This window comes from Nocardioidaceae bacterium SCSIO 66511 (genome assembly GCA_023100825.1).
In the GTDB taxonomy this organism is placed as follows: domain Bacteria; phylum Actinomycetota; class Actinomycetes; order Propionibacteriales; family Nocardioidaceae; genus Solicola.
This window is the reverse complement of the sequence record CP095846.1, coordinates 978,500-1,004,343: the sequence shown is the minus strand read 5'-3', so window position 1 is coordinate 1,004,343 and position 25,844 is coordinate 978,500. Positions and strand designations below refer to the sequence as shown.

Sequence of the window (25,844 nt, the reverse complement as noted above, 5' to 3'; positions counted from 1 at the left end):
GAGACGTGACCCGACGCGGCCGTATGCTCGCGCAGGACGACCGGCCCCGACCACGGAGACGATTTTTTCATGCGCCGCAGCCAGTTGCCAGTCACCGCCATCGCCACCTGCTTGGTGGCAGGCGCGATGTCCGCGATCGCGCCGAGCGCGACGGCCGCCCCCGCCGCCGGATCCAAGCCGTTCATCAAGCACGTGCGGTGCTCGCACAAAGCGAACCCGCCGAGGGACCCCGACGACGGGATCGTGATCGGCGACACGACCATGATGGTCGGCATCAAGAAGCTGCGCGGGTTCCACAAGGTGCGTGAAGGCAAGCGGGTGTGCGTCTTCAAGCGCAAGCGCCATACCGTCCTGAAGCTGTCGGCGACGTACCGACCCGGTACCCGGCCTAAGATGACGAAGCGCTACTTCAAGGCCCGCAAGAAGCCGGGTTTCAAGCTCATCCGATTCGCGAAGGACTCCAAGGTCCAGTCCAGCAGGGGCAAGCGGACCGTCCTGGAGTACACCTTCCGGGGCCACGGCAAGCGTCGACACGTACGCGTCCACGGCGACGCACAGGTTGTGCTTTCGGTGAGCTCGCCCCAGCGTCGGTGGAAGGCGACGAAGCGGTCGGCGACGAAGATCCGCCGCTCGATGAAGGTTCGCGGCTTCAAGGCCATGTAGACAGCGCGCTGGCAGAATGGCGGCGTGAGCCCGTTGCGTATCGCCGCCGTCCTGCTGGGTGCAACCCTTGCCGTCACGCTCGCCTCCCCCGCGGGCGCCGACGTACGTAAACCGCCGGTCGACGGTCGCGCCGGCTACCAGTTGGGCGGCGCGTACCGGCCGGCCAAAGGTGTCGACATCGTCATCCGCGACCGCTCGGTACGTGCGGCGAAGCGGCGCTACAACGTCTGCTACGTGAACTCGTTTCAGACCCAGCCGGGCTCGTTGCGCTGGTGGAAGCGCCATCATCCACGCCTGCTGCTGCGCAAGAACGGTCGGCTCGTACGCGATCCCGGCTGGCCGGGAGAGGTTCTCCTCGACACGACCCGTAAACAGAAGCGGCGCGCGATCGTACGGGTGCAACGACGCTGGTACGCCCGCTGTGCGAAAGACGGGTTCGACGCCGTGGAGCCGGACAACCTCGACTCCTGGACCAGATCTCGCCATCGGCTCAGCCGCAGCGACAACATCGCACTCGCCCGGCGGCTCACGCGTCTCGCACATCGGCACGGGCTTGCGATCGCCCAGAAGAACACTCCCCAGCTGAGCCGACGCCAGGCGCGGCGCATCGGCTTCGACTTCGCCATTGCCGAAGAGTGCGAGGTCTACCGAGAGTGCGCCCGCTACACCCGTACGTACCGTCGCCGGGTGATCGAGATCGAGTACACCGACAACGGGCGCAGGGCGTTCAAACGCGCCTGCCGCAAGCGCGGTGATCGAATCTCGGTCCTGCTCCGCGACCGCGATGTCGTTCCGCGCGGCAAACCCGCGTACCGCTACCGCTGGTGCTGAGACTCAGCGACGCTTGATCCGGAACCTGTCGATCACATCGCCGACGTGCTCGTCGGTGCCGGCGCCGGTCGCCGCGACGACGCTGCGGTACGTGAGCGTCTTACGGGTGACCCGGATGAGCTGGAACGTCGAAACCCCCTGCTCGGCCTCCACCCGCTTGGCGCCGTGTCGAGTCCAGTCGTTGTCGCCTCGGTCGAGCTTGTAGTACTTACCGCCGGAGACGGCGTCGACGTACATCGGCCGCTTGCGTGCACCCGCTTCGTGGGGTGCACCGCGGCGCAGGAACCCACGTGCGTATACATGATCGTGGCCCTGCAGCACCACATCGGCACCGCGCCGCTCCAGAGTTGCGAGCCACGCCTTGCGCTGGGCGCTGCTGTCGCGTCCGACGGCTCCGGCGAAGATCGGCTTGTGGAAGAGCATCACCTTCCAGCGGTCGCCGGCGCCGCGTAGCTTGCGCTTCAGGAAGCGCCGTTGTGCCCGGTCGGACGGGTCGTTCGCGTCCAACACGATGAAGCGGACGCCCTGGTAGTCGATGCTGAAGGCTGTCGGCCGCGGGCCGTTACGCGGCATCCGCAGGTGTGCGAGGTACTGCCGCTCGTGCGGGTCACCTCGCAGTTCATGGTTGCCGACCGTCGACAGCGAGTTCGTCGTCCGGCGGTTCGGCGTGAGCGCGTGGAACCACTCGGTCCATTGGCTGTCGTCGGTCGGATCGTCGACGAGGTCACCGCCGTACAGCATCATGTCGACCGAAGGCCGGTGGTGCAGTGCTCGGTGCGCAGACTTGTCCCATGCTCCGCCGACGTTGAGTTGCGCGTCGCCGAAGTAGGCGATCGTCCACGGTTTACGGGGGCCGTGTGCCGTTCGGAAGGTCCGCCACGTGCTCCATGCGCCGGGCCGGCCGACGCGGTAGCGATAACGTGTATCGGGCCGGAGCTTTCGTACGACGGTTCGATGGTGGCGGGAGGTGTAGTGCCAGTCGGGAAACGTCACGGTACGTCGTGCGAACGCTTTGACCGTCCGGCGCTTGCGGTGGCCGACCCGGTGCAGTTGGACAACGCCGCGGCGGGTCGACTCGGCCGTACGCCAGCCGAACGCCTGCATCGTGCGCGGGTGCTTCGTCGGCGTGAGGATGACCCGCGATGGTTCGGCCGACGGCGCCACCCGACGTTCGTCGGTGCCCGGGTCGTCTTCGACGGCCGATGAGCAGGCGGTCGAAGCCAGTGCGATCGCGACGGCCGCAATTCCGGTGGCGCGAACGGCGAGGCTCAGCGTCATGGGGCACCTCCGGTGTTCACGTTAGCCCAGCCGATAGCGTGGTCGGTGTGCGACCAACGGACGAGCCGCTGACGGAGAAGTCGACTCTGCCCGACACTCAACGGTGGCGCATCGACCTCGGCTACGACGGGACTGACTTTCACGGTTGGGCGACGCAGCCCGGCCTGCGTACCGTCCAAGAGACGCTCGAGGATGCGCTCGGCATGGTGCTGCGCCTGCCCGAACCGCCGGCGACCGTCTGCGCCGGTCGTACCGACGCAGGTGTGCACGCCCGCGGCCAGGTCGTCCACGTGGATCTGCCCGACGGGATCGAGATCGCACCAGACCGGCTGCTCCATCGGCTGGTACGCGTACTCCCCGACGACGTACGAGCCGCCGATGCACGCCCGGCCGCCATGGGCTTCGACGCACGATTCTCGGCTCTGCGCCGCCGGTACGTCTACCGGCTGTGTGACGAACCGACCGGGCCCGATCCGCTGCTCCGCCGATACGTCGTCGCCCAGCGCAAGAGGCTCGACGCGGCCGCGATGGAAGAGGCAGCCTGGCAGCTGCTGGGCGAGAACGACTTCGCGGCGTTCTGCAAGAAACGTCCCGGCGCGACGACCATTCGTACGCTGCTGCGACTGGAGGCCGAACGCCACAGCGCCGGGGTGGACATCACCGTTGAGGCGGACGCGTTCTGTCACTCGATGGTGCGCGCGCTGGTCGGCGGTCTGGTCGCCGTCGGCGAAGGGCGACACGAGCCCGACTGGTTGGGCGAGGTGCTCACTGCCCAGGTCCGTGATCCGCACGTCACCGTGATGCCCGCGCACGGCCTGACACTGGAGCAGGTCGTCTATCCCGACGACGAGGAGCTCGCAGCCCGTGCGGTCGCGACCCGACGTCGGCGCGACGAGCCGGGCTCGTAAGGACTTTCGGCGACTCCCGCCTGCCCGGTTCGGCTTCGCTGTCGGCTCTCCTGCTTACCGTGCGACCACCCGATTGCCCGATTCCTCGTCGCTGTCGGCTCTCCCCGCTGCATTGCTTGGGCAAAGACGCGGCGACGCGCAGAGCCGGCTCTTCGGTTCGATTGCTCGGCGGCTTTCCCGTCACCTTAATATGCGATCGGTGTAACGTTCGGTTTCGGCGTCACACCAGTACCGGCAGCCACCGGCGTACCAACGGGCACGGCGACCTGCTACTTTGCACGGTGTCCCTGCCGTGCAAAGTGGAGTTTCACCATGTCTACTTGGTGAACCACCACCACGGACCTGCGAAAGCCGACCGAATCGGGAAAGCCGGCAAGCAACCGAGCCACGCAGCTGCGGCCCCCGCGTCGCCGCGTCTTTGCCGAACCAGCAGGCGAGGGAAAGCCGACAGCGAGCCGAGATCGGGCAGGCGCGCAGTCATCCGCCCCGGCCGCGCTCATCTAGGCTGGCGCCGTGGCCGACCACTATTTCAGCGCGGAGCCCGCAGCCGCCGACGAGCGCCGTGACGTCCGCGCGCGGATCTGGGGTCGTGACTACAAGTTCACCACGGCACGCGGAGTGTTCGCCCGCGACGGCCTCGACAAGGCGACGGCGATCTTGCTCGACTCGTGTGAGCCACCACGATCGGCGCGTACGGTGCTGGATCTGGGGTGCGGCTGGGGTCCCGTCGCCTGCGCCATCGCCCGCGAGTGCTCGGACGTCGTCGTCCACGCAGTCGACACGAACGAGCGTGCTCTCGACCTCGTCCGCCGTAATGCCGACCGACTCGGCATCCGCGATCGCGTGCTCGCGTACGCGCCCGACGAGGTCCCGCCGACGACGTACGACGAGATCTGGTCGAATCCGCCGATTCGGATCGGCAAACCAGCGCTACACGACCTGCTCCTGACCTGGCTGGCACGGCTTGCCGACGGCGGCGTCGCGCGGCTTGTCGTCGGCAAGAATCTCGGCTCGGACTCCTTGCAGCGCTGGCTGATCGACCAGGGCTACCCCACCGAGCGGCTCACCAGCGCCAAGGGGTTCCGGGTGCTGCAGACGCGCCCAGTGTGACTCAGGAGAAGAACGCAGGGGGTTCGTTCCCGGCTGGGCCAGGAACGAACCCCCTGCGGCTAAACGCCGTTGCGGCTAACGCCAATCAGTTCGCCGCAACAGCCCGGGACAGGTGGCGACGCTTGGGCCACCAGTCGTACTTCGGCTGCCCGTGCTTGCGGCTCTGTGATGCGCGTACGGCTGCCCGGATCTTGCCGACCTTGTGGTCGTACGCGCGGTCGAGACAGCGCCGCGGAGCCGAGGCCCGGACGATGTCGCGCTTGTAGTTGATCCGGAAGCGCAGTCCCTTGCAGAGCAACGGGGCGCCGACCATCTTCCACTTACGCATCTTGCTGAGGTGATAGTCGCCGTCGGATCCCACCGGGCCGGCGATGATGAACTCCGGACCCTTTCGCTTCTTGGCGATGTCGAGATAGACCGCGATGCTTCCGCCAGGAGCCTTCGGCCCGTACCTCAGGTTCCGATGGGTTGTCTTCACGCCGACCCTCGGGCCGTCGTTGTCGACTTTGACGGAGTGGATGTCCAGTCCGCCCTTGATGTCACCCGCCTTGTCCTTGAAGCTCACCGTGTCGGCGTTCGCGGGCGCGGCGACCGACGCCGCGAGCGCGATCGAGGCGACTGCGACGAGCGCGGTTCGTGTTCCTACCATGTCGTTCCTCCTTCGGATCGACCCCTCCGATTGGCCAATCTCTACGACGCCATATCCGCGTACCAGGTTTCAACAGGTTTTCGCCCCGTTCAAACCCGCCGAGGTACGTACTCGTGCCACAAACGCCGTCTCTTATGGCAGGAGCGCGTACTTCGGCGGGTGATACGTACGAAAAATGCACAATGGCGCCCGCCCCGGCATCGGGGTGGGCGCCATTGAGGCGGGTGGTGCGGTCAGGCCTTCTCGGCGTCGCCGTCCTCGGACTCCGCAGCGTCGTCGGTCGGCTCCTCGGTCGCAACCGGCTCGTCGGCCGCGACCGGCTCCGCGGCCTCGGCTGACTCGTCGGCGACGGCTTCAGTCTCCTCCGGAGTCTCCTCGACCTCGGCCGGCTCCTCCGCGGGAGCGGCCGGTGCCTCGGGCGCCGCGGCCTGCTGGGCCGCGAACTCCTTGACCTCGACCAGCTCGATCACCGCCATCGGGGCGTTATCGCCCTTGCGGGGACCGATCTTGGTGATCCGGGTGTAGCCACCCGGTCGGGTCGCGTAGCCCGGGCCGATCTCGGTGAACAGCTCATGGACGATGGACTTGTCGCGGATGACCTTGAGCACCTGGCGCCGGTTGTGCAGCGTATCGACCCGTGCCTTGGAGATCAGCTTCTCCGCGTACGGACGCAGCCGACGCGCCTTGGCCTCGGTCGTGGTGATCTGGCCGTACTCGAACAGGCTCGTCGCGAGGTTGGCCAGCATCAGCCGCTGGTGCGCCGGGCTACCGCCGAGGCGTGGGCCCTTGGTGGGGGTGGGCATCGTTGTCTCCTGTTGAACCTATGGGTTGCTGAGCGCGACCGATCAGTACTGCTCGTCCTCGGCGAAGGACTCGTCATCGTCGTACGACGAGAGCGCCGCCGCCGGGTCGAACCCGGCCGGGCTGTCCTTGAGGGACAGACCCATCTCGACCAGCTTGGCCTTGACCTCGTCGATCGACTTCGACCCGAAGTTGCGGATGTCGAGAAGATCCTGCTCGCTGCGCGAGATCAGCTCACCGACGGTGTGGATGCCCTCGCGCTTGAGGCAGTTGTACGAACGCACCGTGAGCTGGAGATCTTCGACCGGAAGGGCGAGGTCGGCGGCGAGCTGCTCGTCGACCGGCGACGGGCCGATGTCGATGCCCTCGGCCTCGACGTTGAGCTCACGCGCGAGCCCGAACAACTCGACCAGCGTCTTACCGGCGGAAGCGATCGCATCGCGCGGACGCATCGACTTCTTCGTCTCGACGTCGACGATGAGCTTGTCGAAGTCGGTGCGCTGCTCGACACGGGTCGCCTCGACCTTGTATGAGACCTTCAGCACCGGCGAGTAGATCGAGTCGACCGGCATCCGGCCGATCTCTTCGTCGCCGGTCTTGTTCTGGACGGCCGAGATGTAGCCACGGCCGCGCTCGACGACGAGCTCCATCTCGAGCTTGCCCTTGTCGTTGAGCGACGCGATCTTCAGGTCGGGGTTGTGCACCTCGACACCGGCGGGCGGGGCGATGTCGGCGGCGGTCACGTCGCCGGGGCCCTGCTTACGCAGGTACATCACAACCGGCTCGTCGTGCTCGGAGGAGACGACGAGGTCCTTGAGGTTGAGGATGATCTCCGTGACGTCCTCGGTCACACCGGGGACGGTCGAGAACTCGTGCAGCACTCCGTCGATCTTGATCGACGTGATCGAAGCACCGGGAATCGACGACAGCAGCGTACGGCGCAGCGAGTTGCCGAGCGTGTAGCCGAAGCCGGGCTCCAGCGGCTCGATGACGAACCGGGAGCGGTAGTCGTCGACGGTGTCTTCGGTGAGGGTGGGGCGTTGGGCGATGAGCACTTTGCATTCCTTTCCGCGCGGCCCGCTATTTGACTCGCGCGGTTCGGGGATTGAACTTGTGGCGGTGCTGCGATCAGATCTTGGAGTAGAACTCCACGATGAGCTGCTCCTGGATGGGCACCTCGATCTGCTCGCGGACGGGGAGCTGGTGGACGAGGACCCGCATCTTGTCGGGCAGTGCGTCCATCCAGCCGGGGACGATCCGCTCGCCGTGCGTTTCACGCGCGACGATGAACGGCGTCATCTCGTGGGACTTCGTACGTACGTCGACGATGTCCTTGGCGCTCACCTGGTACGACGGCACGTCGACCTTCTGGCCGTTGACCAGGAAGTGACCGTGCACGACGAGCTGACGAGCGTGCCGACGAGTCCGGGCGAAGCCGGCGCGGTACACGACGTTGTCGAGCCGCGACTCGAGAATCTGCAGCAGGTTGTCACCGGTCTTGCCGGGGCGACGGCTTGCCTTCTCGTAGTACTTGCGGAACTGCTTCTCGAGCACGCCGTAGGTGAAGCGTGCCTTCTGCTTCTCGATCAGCTGGTTGCGGTACTCGCTCTCCTTGACCCGGCCGCGGCCATGCATACCGGGCGGGTAGGGGCGACGCTCGAACGCCTGATCGCCACCGACGAGGTCGACGCCGAAGCGACGCGACTTCTTGGTGATGGGTCCGGTGTAACGGGCCATGTGAGTTCGTTGCTCCTCTTCTTGGCCGGATCAGACGCGGCGCCGCTTGGGCGGCCGGCATCCGTTGTGGGGGCTGGGGGTCACGTCCTGGATGGTGCCGACCTCGAGGCCGACCGCACCAAGCGAGCGGATCGCCGTCTCGCGGCCCGAGCCCGGACCCTTGACGAAGACGTCGATCTTCTTCATGCCGTGATCCATCGCGCGACGGCCCGCGGCTTCGGCGGCCATCTGCGCGGCGTACGGCGTGGACTTACGCGAGCCCTTGAAGCCGACGGTGCCGGCACTGGCCCAGGAGATCACCGCACCGGACGGGTCGGTGATCGTGACGATCGTGTTGTTGAACGTGCTCTTGATGTGGGCCTCGCCCACGGCTACGTTCTTCTTCTCCTTACGGCGCACCTTCTTGGCGCCGCCCGGACGTGGAGGCATCAGCGACCCACCTTCTTCTTACCGGCAACGGTGCGCTTGGGGCCCTTACGGGTACGCGCGTTGGTCTTGGTGCGCTGGCCGCGTACGGGAAGACCCGAACGGTGGCGGCGACCCTGGTAACTCCCGATCTCGACCTTGCGGCGAATGTCTGCGGCGACCTCGCGGCGCAGGTCACCTTCGATCTGGAAGTTCTCTTCGATGTAGTCGCGCAGCTTGATCAGCTCGTCGTCGCCGAGCTCGTGTACGCGCATCGCCGGGCTGATGCCCGTTGCGGCGAGCGTCTGCTGAGCGCGCGTTCGGCCGATGCCGAAGATGTAGGTGAGACCGATCTCTACGCGCTTCTCGCGCGGAAGATCGACCCCGAGGAGGCGTGCCATCTGGCGGGTGTTCCTTCCATTGGGCGACGGTGTCCGACGTGTCGCGTCCCTGCACCTGTGGTGAGGGCTCCGGCCATCGCATCCGGAGGTGGCACGCCGAATCCGCTGATGCGGTTCGACGCGAGCGATCACGCTCTGTTCAATTTGTGCCGAAGTCGGACTTCGTGCCTGCGATCAGCCCTGGCGCTGCTTGTGGCGGGGGTTCTCGCAGATGACCATGACCCGGCCGTGACGCCGGATCACCTTGCACTTGTCACAGATCTTCTTGACGCTCGGCTGAACCTTCATCGAGCTCTTTCGGTCGTGGGTTGGCTGGTTATCGTTGCGGACTTACTTGTAGCGGTAGACGATGCGGCCTCGGGTGAGGTCGTACGGCGATAGCTCCACCACGACGCGGTCCTCGGGGAGGATCCGGATGTAGTGCTGGCGCATCTTGCCGCTGATGTGCGCGAGAACCTTGTGCCCGTTGCTGAGCTCGACCCGGAACATGGCGTTCGGGAGCGCTTCGACAACGGCGCCTTCGATCTCGATGACACCTTCCTTCTTCGGCATAGCCTCCGCAATCTGTAGGTCCGCTGCTGTAGTGGCCTGGCCAGCGCACACGTACCCCTCCGCACGGACCATGAGGGGTGTCGAGCGGCAGCCGCGGGGCATGGTGGCAGGAGCCAGCCTTGGCCGACGTGTAATCCTACGACAGGGCGTGTCGATTACCCAAATCGAGGGTCGGCACGTGCTATCGCACGGCCGACCCTACCTGCCCGGTCAGTCGTCCTTACGGGCGAAGGTGAGGCTCTCGCCCCGCGCACCGCCCATCCAGATGTCCTGGCAGGCCAGCGCGAACTCCTCGAACCCGTCGATGATCGTGCCGAAGACGTTGCCCGGCACCCAGCCCTGGTCGCCGTTGATCAGCAGGTTGTTGCGCCCGTAGAAGACGGCGAGGTCGATCACCCCGCTGGTGTCGTCCTCGGAGCCGCCGTCGGCGTAGCCGTACGCGGGGTTGCTGAGCTGGCCGCCGGTGAAGTCGAAGTAGCACAGGTCACCCGGGATCGGCGTGATCGTGGTGTTCTCCGGTCCGGGCGCGGTCTCGGCGAAGGGCGCGACCAGGTTGTAGATCTCGTTGCGCGCGTACTTGCCGTGGTAGACCTGCCCGGACTGCGGCAGCGCGTTCCATACGGCGGCGGCAGTACGCGGCGCCTCGTCGTCGAGCAGTTTCGCGGTGCACTGCACACCGCGTTTGTCGAGGCTCACGGTCAGGTAGCGGGTCATCTACGTCGTGTCTCCTTGGGTCGCATCGATCGGTTCAGTCCTGCAGCAGGGTCGGCACGGCGCTCGACCAGTCCGTCGCCCGCTCGTACGCCCGCCCGACGCGCAGCACGCGGGCGTCGGCGTGGCGCGGACCGACGACGTGGAGTCCGACGGGCAGCCCGGCCGAGGTGAACCCGCACGGCACGCTGAGCGCCGGCTGCTGGGTCAGGTTGAACGGGTACGTGTAGGGGGTCCAACTCGTCCAGGCCGACGACGCCGACCCGGCCGGCGCGTCCCGTCCGGCCTCGAACGCCGCGATCGGCATGGTCGGGGTGAGCAGCACGTCGTACGTCTCGTGGAACTCGCTCATGCGCTTGCCGAGCGCCATTCGTACTGCGGTCGCGTCGAGGTAGTCGCCGGCCGACATCGTTCGACCGCGCTCGACGCCCGCGCGCAGACCCGGGTCGATCCGCTCGAGCGCGTCGTCGCCGTACGGTTCGATCACCTTGGCCGCGCCGGTGAACCAGAGCACCTCGAAGGCCTCGACCGGGTCGTCGAATCCCGGGTCGACCTCCTCGACAACCGCGCCGGCATCGGCGAGTACCGCGGCCGCTGCGCGTACGGCCGCGTCGACCTCCGGGTCGTTCGCAACGAAGCCGAGGTTCGGCGAGTACGCGATGCGCATCCCCTCGACGCCGTCTTCGAGCCCGTCGAGGAACGATCCGGTGGGAGTCGGCATCGCCGACCAGTCTCGTGGGTCGTAGCCGGTGATGAGGTCGAGCATCGTGGCCGCGTCCGTGACCGACCTCGTCATCGGCCCGGCATGTGCGAGCGTTCCGAACGGGCTCGCCGGGTACAGCGGGATCAGCCCGTACGTGGGCTTGATCGCGACGGTGCCGGTGAACGCCGCCGGGATCCTTACCGAGCCCCCACCGTCGGTTCCGACCGACCAGGTGCCCATACCGAGCCCGACCGCAGTAGCGCTTCCCCCGCTCGAGCCGCCCGCGGTCAGATCGGCGGCCCACGGGTTGCCGGTGGCGCCGAACCGCAGTGAGTCGGTGACGCCCTTCCAGGCGAACTCCGGCGTCGTCGTCTTACCGACGAAGACCGCGCCGGCCTCCCGCAGCCGGGCAACGCTCGGCGCATCCTCGGTCCAGGCTCCGGCCTCGTCGATCAGCGCGCTGCCGCGTAGCGTCGGCCAGTCTCGGGTCAGGAAGATGTCCTTGATCGACGTGGGTACGCCGTCGGCCGGGCCGATCGGTTCGCCGGCGGCCCACCGCTTCTCGGATGCCCGAGCGGCTTCGAGGGCGGACTCGCCCTCCACGCGTACGAACGCGTTGACGTCGCCGTCGTGCGCCTCGATGGTGTCGAGCGAGGCCTGGGTCGCCTCGACGGGCGACACCTCACGCGAGCGGTACGCGGCGGTCAGCTCCGCGACGGACCAGAGATTCGGATCAGGCACGAGCACTCCCTGCGGTATCGGCGGGTACGAACCCGAGACGCTTGTCGACGACGTTGGCCAGCGGCTCGCCGTCGAGGAATCGTTGTGCGTTGTCGACGAACTGGCGGGCGAGCGTTTCCCGCCAGCCGAGTACGTCGCCGGACATATGCGGCGAGACGACCAGGCCAGGTGCGCTCCACAGCGGACTGTCGTCGGGCAGCGGCTCGGTGCAGAAGACGTCGAGCGAAGCGGCGGCGATCCCGCCCGCCTCGAGAGTCGCGAGCAGTGCGTCCTCGTCGACGATCTCTCCCCGGCCGATGTTCACCAGGTGTGCGCTCGGCTGCATCGCGCCGAGCACCTCGGCGTCGACCAAACCTCTGGTCGCGTCCGTGAGCGGCGCGGCGACCACGACATGATCGGCCCAACCCACCTGCTCGGCGAGCGATGCGCTCTCGACGATCTCTCCGAAGTCGGGGTCGCCGCTGCGAGCCGTACGCCCCGCCCCTCGTACCTCCATGCCGACGGCGGCGAGAAGCCGGGCGGTCTCGCGACCGATCGCCCCGGTGCCGACGACAAGCGCTCTCTCGCCGACGAGCGTACGCGTCTCGCGATGCTCCCAGCGACGCTCCTGCTGGTGGTCGTGGCTGGTGTGCATGCCCTTGGCCTGCGCGAGGATGGACGCGAGCACGAACTCCGCGATCGGCCGGTCGAAGACACCGCGGGCGTTCGTCACCACGACGTCGGACTCGCGCAGCTCGTCGAACAACAGCTTGTCGACCCCGGCCGCCGCGACGTGGATCCAGCGCAGCGAACCCGCGTGCGGCCACACGTCGCGGACGGCCGTTGAGAAGAAGTCCCAGAGCAAGAGCGCGTCGGCGCCGGAGACCGCGGCGGCCAACCCGCCGACGTCGGTGAAGCGGATATCGGCACGGTCCTCGATCGCCGCTATGCCTGCGGGATCGGCGACACCGGGCGCGGTGAGCACGGCGATGATTGGTCGGTTCACGATGGGAGCGTAGGAACCCCTCAGTAGGATTGTCAACAATCACGTTTCTGGTGCATCATTTCCGCATGACGACCTCGATTCCGACCGGCACCGAAGCCGCGGACGTTCCCGTCGAGGTCGCCGACCTCGTCGGACCATCGATGCCCTTGCGGATCGGCATCATCGTGCCCCATGACATGGCCCTCGACGGCGAGATGTGGCGGTGGACGCCGAAGGGCGTGACGCTGCACTTCACCCGCGAGGCCTTCGTACCCCTTCCGGTCACCGTCGAGATGGCGATGCTGATCGGTGACCCGACGGCGATCGCGCAGTGCGTTGCCGATATCTCGACGATCGAACTGTCCGTCGTCGCGTACGGCTGCACGTCGGGCAGCTTCGCCAACGGCATCCTCGGCGAGAACAGCCTGGTCTCCTCGATGGAGGCGGCCGGTGCGCAGCGGGCACTCACCACCTCGGGCGCCGTGCTCAACGCGATCGAGCACCTCGGCGCCAAGCGGGTCTCGATCGCGACGCCGTACGACGAGCCGATGACCGCGCTGCTCGACGAGTACCTCGAGGAGGCCGGCGCCGAAGTCGTCGGCAAGGCGTGTCTCGGCCTGCACGAGAAGATCTGGGAGGTGGGGTACGCGCGTACGACCCGACTCATCCGACAGGCAGACCGACCCGACGCCGACGCGATCGTCGTCTCGTGCACGAACCTCCCGACGTACGACGTGATCGCGCCGCTCGAGCGCGAGCTCGGTAAGCCGATCGTCACCGCCAACCAGGCGACGATGTGGGCCGCGCTCCGTGCAATCAACAAGCATGCAATCGGCCAGGGCCAGGCGCTGCTGGACGGCTGAACGCATCCACCGATCTCGGCCGCGGAACACTCCGCCGGCCGCATTGACGTATTCACACAACCGAAGGGAGGACCCGATGACACGCTCACCGGAGATGGCCGACAGCGAGGACGCGATGACACGCTCCACCGAGATGGCCAGCATGGCCAGCGACGACGAGTACGCGCACCGGCTACGCCGCGTACGCACATCGATGCGAACGAGGTCGCTGTCGGCGTTGGTCGTCACAGACCCGGCGAACCTGTTCTATCTGACCGGGTACAACGCCTGGTCCTTCTACACGCCGCAGTGCCTGATCCTGCCGGCCGACGGACCGCCGACGCTGTTCGCTCGCGCGATGGACGCCGCGGGCGCACGCCACACCTGCAACCTGCCCGATGAGCAGATCGTCGGGTACCCCGAGACCCTCGTACACCGCCCGGACATCCACCCGTTCGGATGGATCACCGAGGCAGCTCGCGAACGCGGGATCCTCCCCGCCGGCCCCGACGCCGTCGTCGGCGCCGAATGCGACTCGCATTTCTTCTCCGCGCGCGCGTACGTCGACCTCGTCGCAGGTTTGGACGGCGCCAAGGTCGTCGACAGCGCCGAGCTGGTCAACTGGGTACGTCTGGTCAAGTCCGACCACGAGGTCGCCCAACTGCGGATCGCCGGTCAGATCGCCGAGGCGACGATGCAGGCGGCGTTGGAGTCGGTGTGGCCTGGCCGGCGCCAATGCGATGTGGCCGGTGACATCGTCGCTGCGCAGGCGAAGGGCACTGCCGAGCACGGCGGCGACTACCCGGCCATCCCGCCGATGCTGCCGACCGGCGCTGCCGCAGGTACGCCGCACCTGACGTGGAGCGAGCAGCCGTTCATCGCAGGTGAGGCCACGACCATCGAGCTCGCGGGAGCGTTCGGTCGCTACCATGCGCCGCTCGCGCGGACCATCCATCTCGGCGACCCGCCGCCGCTGCTCACCGACACCGCGAAGACGGTCGACGAAGCACTCGCCGCCGGCCTCGAGGCGATCAAACCGGGCGCGATCGTCTCGGACGTACACGCGACCGTCAACGACATCCTGAGCCGGCAGGGACTCGTGAAGGAGTCACGCATCGGCTATTCGATCGGCATCGGTTATCCCCCCGACTGGGGCGAGCGTACGGTCAGCCTGCGCGCAGCCGATCCGACCGTCCTCGAAGCCGGCATGGCGTTCCACGTCATCCTGGGTATCTGGATGGACGGTTGGGGCTATGAGCTGTCCGAACCGATCGTCGTCTCCCCTGACGGCGTCGAGCACCTGACCGACCTACCGCACGAGCTCACTGTAAGGAAGTGATCGCATGACCTCATCGAACCTCCCACTCGCCGCCCGCGCCGACCAGCTCGTGGGATCGGTCATCGACTCCAGCACGTCGTTGCTGCAGCAGCAGTCCCACGACATCGTGCGGTTCGCCATGGGCAGCCCAGCCGACGACGCCGTTCCGTCGCAGATCCTCGCGGGGATCGCCGAGTCGGCGTTGAGCCCCGACGCCGCGGACGCCTACGGCTACGGCGCCACCGAGGGCGATCCGCCACTGCGTGAAGCACTCCTGTCGACGCTGCAGGGTACGAGTGACGCGACGACCGCCGATCGGCTGACGATCACCGCCGGCGGCATGCAGGGTCTCGACCTGGCCTGCAAGGCGTTCGTCGACCCCGACGACCTCGTGGTGGTCGAGGGCCCGACGTACACCAACGGCAGCGCGACCGCGATGTCGTACGGCGCGAAGCTGGCCGAGGTGCCGGTCGACGACGACGGCATGGTCGTCGAGGCGCTGCCGGGGATCGCTGAGCGTGCGGGGCGTACGCCCAAGGCGATCTACACGGTGCCGACGTTCCAAAACCCGTCCGGTTCGACCATGTCGCTGGAACGCCGCCGCTCGCTCCTCGCGCTCGCGCGTGAGTGGGGTTCCGTCGTGATCGACGACGATCCGTACGGCATGCTGCGTTTCGAGGGCGAGGACCTACCGACCCTGCGCGAGATCGGCGAGGGCGACCCGCTGGTCTTCTCCGTACGTACGTTCTCGAAGATCATCGCGCCGGGGCTGCGCGTCGGCTGGGTCGACGCCGCCCCCGAGCTGCAGTCGCTGCTGATCAACGCGAAGCAGGCGATGGACACCTGCACGAACCTGCCCGCGCAGCGCCTCGTCACCGGCTTCCTCGAAGGCGGCCATCTGGACAAGCATCTGGAAACCCAGCGCGAGCAGTACCGCAAGCGCAAGCACGCGATGCAGGACGCACTGACCCAGCATCTCGGCGACATCGCGCGCTGGACCGACCCCGAGGGCGGCTTCTTCCTGTGGGTCACGCTGACCAACGGCGTCGACACCCAGGCGTTGTTCGAGACCGCTCTCGCCGAAGGCGTCGCGTACATCCCGGGTCCGGCCTTCTCGCCGGAGGGTCACTTCTCCGATGCGTTGCGCCTCTGCTTCGCGACCACCGACGCCGAGCGTACGCATGAGGGCGTACGCCGGCTTCGCGCCGCGATCGACAAGCACGTCGCCGCATGAGCGAGCTGACCGCCGCCGAGCGCGAGGTCCTCGACCTGATCTCGGCCGACGACGTCGTCACGCTCACCGGAGCGCTCGTGCGTGCACCGGGCGAGAACCCGCCCGGAGGCGAGTCCGAGACCGCACGCGTACTCGCCGATGCGTGCCGGGCGCGTGGGTTGGACGTCGAGCTCGACGATGTGGAGCCCGACCGGCCCAACGTTTCCGCAACGCTGGCTGGTGGTTCGGCACCTGGGCTCATTCTGCTCGGCCACACCGACGTCGTACCCATCGGCGACGGCTGGACGCGCGATCCGATCGGCGGCGATGTCAGCGACGGTCGGCTGTACGGGCGCGGGTCAACCGATATGAAGGGCGGACTTGCGGCGTCGGTCGTGGCGATGTCCGCCCTTCGTACGGCGGGCGTATCGCTGGCCGGCCCCGTCGAGCTCGCCGCCGTGATGGACGAAGAGGAGACGGGCAAGGGCATTCGGCACTACATCGAGCGTGCGGGAGGCTCCGGCTTCGGCGGTTGCATCGTGGCCGAGCCGACCGATCTGCAGCCCATCATCGCGGCGCGCGGCGACTCGTACATCGCGATCCGGGTGACGGGCAAGGCTGCGCATTCGGGCAACCCGGCCGACGGCGTGAACGCGATCAACGGCGCTGCGACGATCGTCGGCGAGCTCGAGCGCTGGCACGTCGAGATGGCTGCCGCCGACGCACATCCGCTGGTCGGTCCGCCGACCTGGAACGTCGGACAGATCGACGGCGGACTCGGTACGTCAACGGTGCCGGCCGAGTGCAACCTGATGGTCGACCGGCGGCTGCTGCCGACCGAGGACGGTGCGCCGGTGCTTGCCGAGACGCGTAAGCGCATTGCGGCGCTCGAGTTGGAGGCCCGCGGCCTCAGCGTCGAGATCGACATGACCATGGAGATGCCGGGCTTCGAGACACCGGCCGACCACGCGTTCGTGAGCGCGACCGACGGTGCACTCCGCGCGGCGGGCGGCCCCGGTCTTCCGCTCGCGGGCTGGAGCGCGGCGTGCGACGGCGGCTTCATCGCGCGTACGTACGGTATGCCGGTCGTCGTACTCGGCCCGGGCTCGGTCGGAAGCCAAGCACACCAGCCGGATGAATCGGTCGGCGTCGACGAGCTCGTGGTCGCCGCCCGCACGTACGCCCTGGCGGCTATGCGCCTGCTGCGTTAGCAGATCCGGGCCGGGCCGTCAGTGGTCGAGTACGGCGTGCAGGAAGCGCTGCGTGCGCTCGTGCGTCGGATTCTTCAGCACCTGCTCTGGCGGCCCGGTCTCGACCGTCGCACCGGAGTCGAACATCACCACCCGGTCGGAGATCTCCTCCGCGAAGCGCATCTCGTGGGTGACCATCAGCATCGTCATATCGGTGTCGTTGGCAAGATCGCGGATCACCGCCAGCACATCGCCGATCAGCTCCGGGTCGAGCGCCGATGTCGGCTCGTCGAAGAGCAGGATCGAGGGCCGCATCGCCATCGCCCGCGCGATCGCGACCCGCTGCTGCTGACCGCCGGAGAGCTTCGGTGGTTTGTGGTCGGCATGATCGCGTAGTCCCACCTGGTCCAGCAGATCGAGCGCACGCTCACCGGCCTCGGCCTTGCTCATGCCGAGTACGCGGATCGGCGCCTCGATGAGGTTCTCGAACGCCGTCATGTGCGGGAACAGGTTGAACGACTGGAAGACCATCCCGACCTTGCTGCGCACCGCGCGCATCTGCTTGGTCTCCTTGGGCTTCTTACCGTCCCTCGCGTCCCACAGCGTCTCGCCGTCGATGGTGACGACCCCGTCGTCGGGTGTCTCCAGGGTCATCAGCACGCGCAGGATCGTCGTCTTACCCGATCCGGACGGCCCGATGATCGAGACCTTCTCGCCGCGTTCGACCTCGAAGTTGAGCGATCGAAGCACGTGGTTGTCGCCCCAGCTCTTGCTGACGTTCTCGAAGGTGATCATCGGCTCTTCCTATCGGTACGTACGAAGACGGTCGGGTCAGACGGCGGGTGCATAGTGACGTTCCAATCGCCTGACGCTGACGGCGGCGATGTAGCTGACCACCAGGTACATCAGACCGGCGATGGTGAGCGGCTCGAGGAACCGACCCTCGCTCTGCCCGATCGCACGTGCCTGGGTCAGCAGTTCCAAGGCGCCGATCGCGTACAGCAATGCGGTGTCCTTGAACATCTGGATCAGGTAGTTGCCGAGCACCGGGATGGTCGGCGGAATCGACTGCGGCAGCACGATCTTGGTCCAAATCCGCGCTCGTGGCAGGTTCAGTGCGGTCGACGCCTCCCACTGGCCCTTCGGCAGAGATTCGATACCCGACCGATAGACCTCCGCGGTGTACGCGCTGTAGTTCACGCCCAGCACGAGCACACCCGTGACGAACAAGGACAGCGTGATGCCGTAGTCGGGCAGGATGAAGTACACCGCGAAGATCTGCACCAGCAACGGTGTGCCGCGAATGAACAGCACGTAGAAGTCGAACACCTGTGACAGCACGGGAATCCGCGGGTAACGGATCACCGCGACGATCAGCCCGAGCACCAACGCGATGGTCATGCCTCCGGCGGTGAGCCGAAGTGTCAGCCAGAACGCATCGAGCAGCTTGGGGAAGATGTCGACGGCGAAGCCGTTGTCCCAGATGTCGGCGGCGAGAGTCGTGTCATTGGTCATGAGGCGCTCCCGACCAGTGGGCGCAACAGCGGGCTACGTCGTCGTTCCAGCGCGAACCTGTTCTCCATCCAGCGGGTGAACGCCGCGAGCAGCAACGACAGGATGAAGTACACGATCAGCATGCCGATGAAGATCGCCGTCGTCTGCTGCGTCTCGGTACGAATGGACATGCCGTTGGCGGTGAAGTCGGTGATGCCGATGAAGTAGAGCAACGGCGTCGCCTTCAACAGGTCGACCGCGACGTTGCCGAACGACGGCAGCATCACCGGAATCGACTGTGGCACAAGGATTCTGCGCATCCGCTGTGCAGGAGTCAGGCCGAGCGCGATGCCGGCCTCGGTCTGCCCACGTGGCCGGGAGGCGATCGCCCCGCGTACGACCTCCGATGCGTACGCACCCTCGTTCAAACCGAGCACGACGATGCCCGCGACCAGGTTGTCGGTGAATCGCACACCGAGGAACGGCAGCGCGTACACCACCCAGGCGAGCTGGACGAGGATCGACGTACCGCGGAAGAACTCGACGAAGACGTACGAAGGTCCGCGCAGCCAGGGACTCCGCGACAGCCGCATCATGCCGACCACGAACGCCACCACGATCGTGAGCAGGATGCCGAAGACGGCTGCGACGGCCGTGATCCGTAGACCTTCCCACAGCAGGCTTTGATATTCGAGAACCTCAGACATCCGCGATCACCCGTCAGCCTTGCAGAGTTCTTCGGTGGTGGCGTTTCGAGCCGCCTCGGCGTCGAAGCCCCATTTGTCCATCAGATCGTCGAAGTCGCTGCTCTGCTTGAACTTTGCGAGCTCCTTGTTGTACTCGACGACGTCGTCGGTCTGTGACTGCTCGAACGCGGCACCGGAGCCGGTGGCCGGTGCGTCCTCGATCGGGTCGGTCACCTCGAAGGTGTCGTTCTCCTTGGCGAGCCCTTGCAGCGACAGGGTCGGCAGCAGGAACGCATTCGCCCGGCCCGCCTCCAGGGCCTCAACACCCGTCACGTTGTCGCGCACGATCACGCGTTGCTTCTCCGGCACGTTGGCGGCCATCAGGATGCCCTCCTCGAACCCGCCGGGCAGCACTGCGACCTTCAGCTTCGGCGTGTCGAGCACATCCTGGATCGTGGTGACGTTCTGTGGGTTGCCCGGCGGTACGGCGAACGACTCCGTCGACACGATGACCGGCTCGGTGTAGGCGACCTCGGAGCAGCGGGACTGCTTCATGAACAGGCCGGCGGCGATCACGTCGACCTGTCCGGACTTCAGCGCCGGGATCATCGCGTCGTACTCGATGCGTACGCCCTCGATGTCGTCGATGCCGAGGCGTTCGAGCACCGCACGGAGCACATCCGGCTCGGCGCCGGTGACGGTGCCGTCGACTTCGAGCTTGGTGTACGGAGGCTCGTTGAAGATCGCCACCTTGAGCGAGCCTTGGTCGCGGCCGCGGTCGAGCACACTGCCCTTCGGGGCGCCGGTGCCGGGTTCGGTGAACGTACAGCCGGTCGACCAGCCCAGCAGCGGAACACCGACGGCGGCCGCGCCGATTCCGCGCAGCAGCCGCCGCCTGGATGGGTCGTGGGACATGACGCTGTCCAATCATCGCGACAAAAGTGCGAAGGAACGGCCAGCGCGCACAGCGTCTTTGATGTGCGCAGGCTGACCGTTCCGGAAACCTAGCGATGACCCACGCAGATTGTCAACAATCTGCACAGCATCTGAGAAGCGAGTCGGCCCCCTTAGAGGATCGCCTCCAGGAACTCCCGCGTACGCCGCTGCTTCGGATCGGTGAACATGACGTCCGGATCGGCCTCTTCGATGATGTGGCCCTGGTCGAACATCAGCACCCGGTGCGAGACGTCGCGCGCGAACTGCATCTCATGCGTGACGATCAGCATCGTGATGTCGGTCGTCTCCGCGAGATCGCGCAGCACTCCGAGAACATCCTTGACCAGCTCCGGGTCGAGCGCCGAGGTGACCTCGTCGAGCAACAGGATCTCCGGCTCCATGGCCAGGGCACGGGCGATCGCCACCCGCTGTTGCTGGCCGCCCGAGAGCTGCGTCGGATGCGCACCCGTCTTGTCGCCGAGACCGACCTGCTTCAGCAGCGTCTCGCCCTTCTCACGCGCTTCGTCCTTGTTCATCCCCAGCACGTGCACCGGGGCCTCGATCACGTTGTCGATGACCGACATGTTCGGGAACAGGTTGAACTGCTGGAAGACCATGCCGATCCGGCGGCGGATCTGGCTGATCTCCTTCGGACGAAGCTTCGTCCGTTTGCCGTCGCGGTTGGCGTGCGTGAGCGGGTCACCGTCGATGTAGATGTAGCCGTCGGTGAGTTCCTCCAGCGTCATCAGCAACCGAAGGATGGTGGTCTTACCGGACCCGCTCGGCCCGATCAACGTGACCCGCTCGCCCTTCTCCACCGAGAAGTTGAGGTCGTTCAGAACGGTGTTCTTACCGAACTTCTTCAGTACGTCTTCGAAGACGATCCGCGGTGATGCGTTCTCAGTAGGCAAGCTTCTTCTCCAATTTGCGCATCAGAATGGCGGTCGGATAACTCGCCGCCAGGAAGATGAGTCCGGCGATGGTGAACGCCTCGGTGTACGAGAATTGCGCACCACCAATACGCCTTGCCTCGGCAACCATCTCGGGTACGGAGATCGCGAGCAGGAACGGGGTGTCCTTGAACATCGCGATCGCCCAGTTGCCCAGCGACGGCAACGTGGCCCGGATGGCCTGCGGGATCATCACCGCCCGCCACGTACGCCCCAGTGGCAGAGAAAGCGCGGTCGCTGCCTCCCACTGCCCCTTGGGGATCGAGTCGATGCCGGCGCGGTAAGACTCTGCCATGTAGGTCGAGTAATGCACGCCGAATACGAGGATGCCGATGACGGTCAGAACCGTGGTCGAGTCGAGGCTCTCAAACCTGTGGTAGCCGTCGAACTCGTTCGCGTACAGCGCTGCGACAAACAGCAACTGCAGCGGGAGCGGCGTCATTCGGATGACCCCGAGGACCCAACCGAGGAACTTACTCGCCGGACCCGGAAGCTCGCGTTGCCCCATCGCCCAGACCAAACCGAGGACGGCAGCCATGAGCGAACCCACCACCGTGACGAGGAGGGTGGTCTTGAGGAAGGCCTCCAGCATGACCGGGAACGCGTCCCCGGCGATATCCCAATGCCAGTTCATCAGGCCACCGCCCCTGCCGTCGCTTGAACCGTCTGCACCTTGGTCGGTTTGATACCCAGCCGACGTTGCGCGCGTCGCTCCAACAACCGCAGCAGGCTGTAGAACACCAGCGAGACGAGGTAGTAGATGACGAACCCGATGCCGTACGCGACGTAGGTGCCGACACCGCCACTGCGCATCTCATCCGACGCGTACGTCAGATCGTGCAGCCCGATCAGGAACGCGATCGCGGTGCCCTTGACCAGCATGATCATCAGGTTGTTCAACCCGGGCAGCATCAACGCCCAGGCCTGCGGCCAGATGATCCGGCGGATCTTGGTCACCCATGGCATCGACAGCGCCGTTGCCGTCTCCCACTGCCCCTTGGGCACGGCGTTCAGCGACCCGCGTACGACCTCGGAGCCGTACGCGCCGTAGTTCAACCCGAGCGCGATCACCCCGCAGGTGACCGCATCAAGCTCCAGCCCGAACGCAGGGAACACGTAGTAGATGAAGAACAACTGGACCACGAGCGAGGTGCCGCGGAAGAACTCCACAATGATGCGGGAGATCGTCCGCGGCACCGCATGCCCGGATATCGCGGCCAGGCCGAGGATCACCGCGACGAGAAACGCGACAACGGCGCCTCCCAGCGATAACTGCAGTGTGACGAACAGGCCATCGCGGATCTGCGGCCCGTAGTCGCTCAGGGCATCGAAGATCTCAGACACGTCGACGGAACGACGGTCGGATCACTCGGCGTCCGGCAGATCGCCGGCGCAGAGCATCTCGGTGTCAACGTCACCCTGCGGCCGCTCGGCCTCGGTGAAGCCGAACTCGCCGACAACGTCCTCGAACGACTGCTTGTCGCCGACGATCTTGGCGAGCTCCTTGTTGTACGCCTCGCGCAGGTCGTCGCTGTCCTTGCGGAACACCGTCGCGCCGGCGCCGACCTGCTCCTTGCCGTCGACGACGGCGGTGAACGGATCGGTCACCTCGACCTTGGCGTCGGGGTGCTTGTCGGCCAGGGCACGCAGGGAGATGCCGGTCAGGGCGTAGACGTCGGCGCGACCGCTCTCCACGGCCTCCATCCCGTCCTCCGGAGTCTGAACGGTGATGGTCTTGATGCCCATCGTGTCGGCATAGCCCTGCTCGATCGCGCCGTTCATCGCCGAGAACGAGACACCGGAGTCCTTGATGTCCTGCATATCGTGCAGGTCCTCGGGGTTGCCCTCGGGCACCATGAACGCGGTCGTATACATGATCTCGGGGTCGCCGAAGTCTGCCTGCTCGCAGCGGTCAGGCAGGATCGACATGCCGGCACTGATCGCGTCGTAGCGCCCGGCGTTCAGGCCCGGGATCAGCGCATCCCACTCGACCTGCTGCGCTTCGACGTTGTCGATGCCGAGGTCGCCCCAGATCTTCTTGTGCAATGCGATGGTCGCGCCGGTGAGCTCACCGTCTTCGTCGGTGTAGCTGTACGGCTCCTCACCCGCGATGCCGACGGTGATCGTGCCTTCGTCCTTCAGCGACTCCAGCGTGGCGTTCTTATCGGTGTCGCCCCCACCGCGGTCGCCAGAGTCGTCCGTCTCACCACCACAAGCGGCGATCAGGCCGACGGAGAGCAAAGCCCCGATCGCGGCGACTCCGATTCGGCGACGTCGTGTCGTTGGTCCGGTGAGGTACATACAAGCCCTTCGTCGTGCACCCGAGACGGTTGCGAATTTCTTGGAAACTAACCAGGCGCAGTAGCATTGTCAACAATCTGCACCGTATTGTGACCTCGTTGTGAAAGTGCTGGTCACAACGCGCATCTATACCATCACGAGGAGTCACTAATGAGCGATAAACCGACGATCGGCCTACTGTATCCGGGCCACAGTGCCGAGGATGACTACCCCGCACTCGAGCAGCGTCTCGACGGTGCGATCCGGTTGCCGCTCGTACACACCTCGGTCGGCGAGGACGCTCACCGCGTCGACGCACTCCTCGACCTCGGCAGCGCACCGAGGCTCGCCGAGGGCGCCCGGGCGCTCGAAGAGTACGAGCCCGATGCCGTCATGTGGGCATGCACCTCGGGCAGCTTCGTGTTCGGCTGGGACGGCGCACGCGAGCAGGCCGCGGGAGTCGCCGCCGAGCTCGACGTACCGGTCTCCTCGACGTCGATCGCGTTCGTCGATGCATTCCGCCACCTGGGCATCAGCAAGGTCGCCGTCGCCGCTTCGTACCCCGAAGACGTCGCCACCCATTTCGTCGACTTCATGCGCAAGGGCGGCGCCGACGTACTCACGATGCGCAGCAACGACATCATCACCGCCGCCGAGGTGGGTACGCTCGGCAAGGACGCCGTGATCTCGATGATCCATGCCGCCGATGTGCCCGACGCCGAGGCCGTGCTCGTCCCCGACACCGCGATGCATTCGCTCGCCTGGCTCGACGAGCTCGAGGAGGCCGCCGGCAAGATCGTGCTCACCGCCAACCAGGTGACGGTGTGGAAGGGGCTCGACCTGATCGGCGACGTACCCCGGCTCGACGGACTCGGGACGCTGTTCCGACGGTGACCGCCGAATCGTCCGCTGCGCAAGGAGCCGTCGTGACCACTAACCGCCGCCATCTCGAACCCGTCGTACGAGAGTCGACCCCGAGCATCATCGCGGCCAAGCTGCGCGATGCCATCCGTAGCGGAGAGCTGCCGGCGGGTGCGCAGCTCGGCGAAGCCGAGCTCGCCCGCGAGCTCGGCGTCAGCAGGGGGCCTTTACGCGAAGGCATGCAGCGCCTCACCCAAGAGGGGCTGCTCATCTCGATCCCGAACCGCGGGTTGTTCGTGGTCGAGATGACCGAGGCCGACGTACGCGATATGTACGTCGCCCGTAGTGCCGTCGAACGCGCCGCCGCAGCCCAGGTCTTCGAGCACGACCCGCTCAAGACCGCCGCCGACCTCCGCGCGATCGCCGAGCACATGTCGGCCGCGTCCGACCGGGAGCGGGCAGATCAGGTCGGCGAGTCCGACCTCGACTTCCACGACTGCCTCGTACGCGGAGCGCAGAGCCTACGGCTGTCCCGGATGCACGACACACTCTTGACCGAGACCCGCATGTGCATCAACGCGCTCGGCGGCACGTACCCCGCACCCGACGTACGCGTACCCGAGCACCAGGCGATCGCCGATGCTTTCGCTGCGGGTGACCCCGCGCTCGTCGATCGGCTGCTGGTCGCGCATATGGATGACGCGATCGAGCGACTGGCGACCGTCGTACCCCGCAGCGACGACTGACCTCCCTCGGAGTGATCCCGACCGCGTAACTCCGAGAGCAAGATATAAGCGCTGATATCATCGGAAAATGGAGATTCGACAGCGGCGCCGTCGTGCGGGCTTGTCTCAGCGGGAACTCGCCGAACTCACCGGAATCGCCCAGCCCAACATCTCGGCCTACGAGTCGGGCAGGCTCACCCCGAGCCCGGCAACCCTCGCGCGGATCGAGGAGGCGACGCGGATGCGCCCGTCGATGCTGCTCGCACAGTACCGCAACGACATCGTCGGCGTCGCCGCCGAACACCATGCGAGCGACGTCAGGGTCTTCGGGTCGGCCGCAACCGGCACCGACACCACGACATCCGACCTCGACCTGCTGGTGCGCTTCTCCGACGATGCGACCCTCTACGACCAGATCGCACTCGCCGAGGCGTTGGAGGAGCTGCTCGGGATCCGGGTCGACGTCATTTCAGATGGCGCGGCCGGCGTCGATCGGATCGAGGGTCCGGTGGCGGTGTGACGAGTTCGCCGACGGGTGCGGGCCCAGATCATCGAACTGAGCGCATTCTCACGGACATGCTCACCTTCGCCGACGAAATCAGCCAGTACGTGATCTCGCACGGCCAACAGAACTTCTTCGACGACCGGCCGACTCAGCTGGTCACCGAGGCGCTACTGCACCGATTGGGCGAAGCAGTCTCGCGTCTCGACGACGACTTCATCGCAGCCCACCCGGAGGTCGAGTGGCTGAAGATGAAGCGCATGCGAAATGTCGTTGCACACGAGTACGGATTCATCGACTACCGCATCGTCTGGCGCTCCCTCAGCGATGACCTCGCTCGCGATGTGGACGCGATTCGGCGCATCCTTGCCCGGTAGGCCAAGGGCCGCTATC

General features: G+C 66.5%; 32 protein-coding genes. 12 read left to right on the top strand and 20 right to left on the bottom strand.

Annotated features, from left to right (window positions below; translation table 11 throughout):
* Window positions 1-69: 69 nt before the first annotated feature.
* Window positions 70-663, top strand: coding sequence for a hypothetical protein (locus tag MU582_04720; GenBank protein UPK75944.1), 594 nt, complete (start codon window positions 70-72; stop codon window positions 661-663).
* A gap of 24 nt (window positions 664-687) precedes the next feature.
* Window positions 688-1,494, top strand: coding sequence for an endo alpha-1,4 polygalactosaminidase (locus MU582_04715; protein ID UPK75943.1), 807 nt, complete (start codon window positions 688-690; stop codon window positions 1,492-1,494).
* A 3-nt stretch (window positions 1,495-1,497) separates the two neighbouring features.
* Here MU582_04715 and MU582_04710 read toward each other — a convergent pair whose 3' ends face one another.
* A complete protein-coding gene (locus MU582_04710) occupies window positions 1,498-2,772 on the bottom strand; it encodes a metallophosphoesterase family protein (GenBank protein UPK75942.1) in 1,275 nt (424 codons plus the stop codon).
* Between the two features lie 47 nt (window positions 2,773-2,819).
* On the opposite strand from MU582_04710, the gene truA reads away from it, so the two are divergent.
* Both truA and MU582_04700 read left to right on the top strand, forming a co-directional pair.
* On the top strand, window positions 2,820-3,680 hold the full coding sequence (gene truA, locus MU582_04705; protein UPK75941.1) for a tRNA pseudouridine(38-40) synthase TruA: 861 nt from the start codon (window positions 2,820-2,822) through the stop codon (window positions 3,678-3,680).
* Between the two features lie 513 nt (window positions 3,681-4,193).
* Entirely contained in the window at window positions 4,194-4,790 is a 597-nt protein-coding gene (locus MU582_04700; GenBank protein ID UPK75940.1) for a class I SAM-dependent methyltransferase, read from the top strand.
* An 85-nt stretch (window positions 4,791-4,875) separates the two neighbouring features.
* On the opposite strand, the gene MU582_04695 is transcribed toward MU582_04700, so the two are convergent.
* From MU582_04695 to MU582_04645, 11 genes are all read right to left on the bottom strand, one after another.
* Entirely contained in the window at window positions 4,876-5,439 is a 564-nt protein-coding gene (locus MU582_04695) for a hypothetical protein (protein ID UPK75939.1), read from the bottom strand.
* 233 nt (window positions 5,440-5,672) lie between these two features.
* Window positions 5,673-6,242, bottom strand: coding sequence for a 50S ribosomal protein L17 (gene rplQ, locus MU582_04690; GenBank protein UPK75938.1), 570 nt, complete (start codon window positions 6,240-6,242; stop codon window positions 5,673-5,675).
* A gap of 42 nt (window positions 6,243-6,284) precedes the next feature.
* Window positions 6,285-7,295: a DNA-directed RNA polymerase subunit alpha gene (locus tag MU582_04685; GenBank protein UPK75937.1), complete on the bottom strand. Its 1,011-nt coding sequence runs from the start codon at window positions 7,293-7,295 to the stop codon at window positions 6,285-6,287.
* A 73-nt stretch (window positions 7,296-7,368) separates the two neighbouring features.
* Window positions 7,369-7,977, bottom strand: a complete 609-nt coding sequence (rpsD, locus tag MU582_04680) for a 30S ribosomal protein S4 (protein ID UPK75936.1) — start codon at window positions 7,975-7,977, stop codon at window positions 7,369-7,371.
* 30 nt (window positions 7,978-8,007) lie between these two features.
* Window positions 8,008-8,406 carry a 30S ribosomal protein S11 gene (gene rpsK, locus MU582_04675; GenBank protein ID UPK75935.1) on the bottom strand — a complete coding sequence of 133 codons (399 nt, stop codon included), beginning with the start codon at window positions 8,404-8,406 and terminating at the stop codon, window positions 8,008-8,010.
* Entirely contained in the window at window positions 8,406-8,783 is a 378-nt protein-coding gene (rpsM, locus tag MU582_04670) for a 30S ribosomal protein S13 (GenBank protein UPK75934.1), read from the bottom strand. Before rpsM ends, rpsK begins: the two co-directional genes overlap by 1 nt.
* A gap of 174 nt (window positions 8,784-8,957) precedes the next feature.
* The gene (gene rpmJ, locus MU582_04665) at window positions 8,958-9,071 is read right to left on the bottom strand and encodes a 50S ribosomal protein L36 (GenBank protein ID UPK75933.1); all 114 of its coding nucleotides are present in this window, start codon (window positions 9,069-9,071) and stop codon (window positions 8,958-8,960) included.
* Window positions 9,072-9,113: 42 nt separating this feature from the next.
* Window positions 9,114-9,335: a translation initiation factor IF-1 gene (gene infA / locus MU582_04660; protein UPK75932.1), complete on the bottom strand. Its 222-nt coding sequence runs from the start codon at window positions 9,333-9,335 to the stop codon at window positions 9,114-9,116.
* Window positions 9,336-9,545: 210 nt separating this feature from the next.
* Entirely contained in the window at window positions 9,546-10,049 is a 504-nt protein-coding gene (locus MU582_04655) for a DUF3830 family protein (GenBank protein ID UPK75931.1), read from the bottom strand.
* Window positions 10,050-10,083: 34 nt separating this feature from the next.
* Window positions 10,084-11,490, bottom strand: coding sequence for an amidase (locus MU582_04650; GenBank protein ID UPK75930.1), 1,407 nt, complete (start codon window positions 11,488-11,490; stop codon window positions 10,084-10,086).
* Window positions 11,483-12,475 (bottom strand): D-2-hydroxyacid dehydrogenase, encoded by a 993-nt coding sequence (locus MU582_04645; protein UPK75929.1) that lies wholly within the window; start codon window positions 12,473-12,475, stop codon window positions 11,483-11,485. The genes MU582_04650 and MU582_04645 overlap by 8 nt, the downstream gene beginning before the upstream one ends.
* 65 nt (window positions 12,476-12,540) lie before the next feature.
* On the opposite strand from MU582_04645, the gene MU582_04640 reads away from it, so the two are divergent.
* From MU582_04640 to MU582_04625, 4 genes are all read left to right on the top strand, one after another.
* A complete protein-coding gene (locus MU582_04640; GenBank protein ID UPK75928.1) occupies window positions 12,541-13,317 on the top strand; it encodes an aspartate/glutamate racemase family protein in 777 nt (258 codons plus the stop codon).
* A 76-nt stretch (window positions 13,318-13,393) separates the two neighbouring features.
* Entirely contained in the window at window positions 13,394-14,635 is a 1,242-nt protein-coding gene (locus MU582_04635; GenBank protein ID UPK75927.1) for a M24 family metallopeptidase, read from the top strand.
* 4 nt (window positions 14,636-14,639) lie between these two features.
* Complete coding sequence (locus MU582_04630) at window positions 14,640-15,848, top strand: PLP-dependent aminotransferase family protein (protein ID UPK75926.1); 1,209 nt, start codon at window positions 14,640-14,642, stop codon at window positions 15,846-15,848.
* Window positions 15,845-17,038 carry a M20 family metallopeptidase gene (locus tag MU582_04625; protein ID UPK75925.1) on the top strand — a complete coding sequence of 398 codons (1,194 nt, stop codon included), beginning with the start codon at window positions 15,845-15,847 and terminating at the stop codon, window positions 17,036-17,038. The genes MU582_04630 and MU582_04625 overlap by 4 nt, the downstream gene beginning before the upstream one ends.
* 18 nt (window positions 17,039-17,056) lie before the next feature.
* On the opposite strand, the gene ehuA (MU582_04620) is transcribed toward MU582_04625, so the two are convergent.
* The 8 genes from ehuA (MU582_04620) to ehuB (MU582_04585) all read right to left on the bottom strand — a co-directional run bounded on the left by ehuA (MU582_04620) (window position 17,057) and on the right by ehuB (MU582_04585) (window position 23,384).
* Window positions 17,057-17,812 (bottom strand): ectoine/hydroxyectoine ABC transporter ATP-binding protein EhuA, encoded by a 756-nt coding sequence (gene ehuA / locus MU582_04620; GenBank protein UPK75924.1) that lies wholly within the window; start codon window positions 17,810-17,812, stop codon window positions 17,057-17,059.
* A gap of 36 nt (window positions 17,813-17,848) precedes the next feature.
* Window positions 17,849-18,532: an ectoine/hydroxyectoine ABC transporter permease subunit EhuD gene (gene ehuD / locus MU582_04615; protein ID UPK75923.1), complete on the bottom strand. Its 684-nt coding sequence runs from the start codon at window positions 18,530-18,532 to the stop codon at window positions 17,849-17,851.
* Entirely contained in the window at window positions 18,529-19,218 is a 690-nt protein-coding gene (ehuC, locus tag MU582_04610; GenBank protein ID UPK75922.1) for an ectoine/hydroxyectoine ABC transporter permease subunit EhuC, read from the bottom strand. The genes ehuD and ehuC overlap by 4 nt, the downstream gene beginning before the upstream one ends.
* Before the next feature lie 6 nt (window positions 19,219-19,224).
* Window positions 19,225-20,112, bottom strand: a complete 888-nt coding sequence (gene ehuB, locus MU582_04605; GenBank protein UPK75921.1) for an ectoine/hydroxyectoine ABC transporter substrate-binding protein EhuB — start codon at window positions 20,110-20,112, stop codon at window positions 19,225-19,227.
* A 152-nt stretch (window positions 20,113-20,264) separates the two neighbouring features.
* A complete protein-coding gene (ehuA, locus tag MU582_04600; protein UPK77111.1) occupies window positions 20,265-21,017 on the bottom strand; it encodes an ectoine/hydroxyectoine ABC transporter ATP-binding protein EhuA in 753 nt (250 codons plus the stop codon).
* Window positions 21,018-21,033: 16 nt separating this feature from the next.
* Window positions 21,034-21,717 (bottom strand): ABC transporter permease subunit, encoded by a 684-nt coding sequence (locus tag MU582_04595; GenBank protein UPK75920.1) that lies wholly within the window; start codon window positions 21,715-21,717, stop codon window positions 21,034-21,036.
* The gene (locus MU582_04590) at window positions 21,717-22,427 is read right to left on the bottom strand and encodes an amino acid ABC transporter permease (protein UPK75919.1); all 711 of its coding nucleotides are present in this window, start codon (window positions 22,425-22,427) and stop codon (window positions 21,717-21,719) included. Before MU582_04590 ends, MU582_04595 begins: the two co-directional genes overlap by 1 nt.
* Window positions 22,428-22,448: 21 nt before the next feature.
* Window positions 22,449-23,384: an ectoine/hydroxyectoine ABC transporter substrate-binding protein EhuB gene (ehuB, locus tag MU582_04585; GenBank protein UPK75918.1), complete on the bottom strand. Its 936-nt coding sequence runs from the start codon at window positions 23,382-23,384 to the stop codon at window positions 22,449-22,451.
* A gap of 150 nt (window positions 23,385-23,534) precedes the next feature.
* Between ehuB (MU582_04585) and MU582_04580 the strand changes: the two genes are divergently transcribed.
* From MU582_04580 to MU582_04565, 4 genes are all read left to right on the top strand, one after another.
* Window positions 23,535-24,257 carry a maleate cis-trans isomerase gene (locus MU582_04580; protein ID UPK75917.1) on the top strand — a complete coding sequence of 241 codons (723 nt, stop codon included), beginning with the start codon at window positions 23,535-23,537 and terminating at the stop codon, window positions 24,255-24,257.
* Between the two features lie 32 nt (window positions 24,258-24,289).
* Window positions 24,290-24,970, top strand: coding sequence for a GntR family transcriptional regulator (locus MU582_04575; protein UPK75916.1), 681 nt, complete (start codon window positions 24,290-24,292; stop codon window positions 24,968-24,970).
* A 67-nt stretch (window positions 24,971-25,037) separates the two neighbouring features.
* Window positions 25,038-25,469, top strand: coding sequence for a helix-turn-helix domain-containing protein (locus MU582_04570; GenBank protein ID UPK75915.1), 432 nt, complete (start codon window positions 25,038-25,040; stop codon window positions 25,467-25,469).
* 56 nt (window positions 25,470-25,525) lie between these two features.
* Window positions 25,526-25,828, top strand: coding sequence for a DUF86 domain-containing protein (locus MU582_04565; protein UPK75914.1), 303 nt, complete (start codon window positions 25,526-25,528; stop codon window positions 25,826-25,828).
* Window positions 25,829-25,844: the final 16 nt, after the last annotated feature.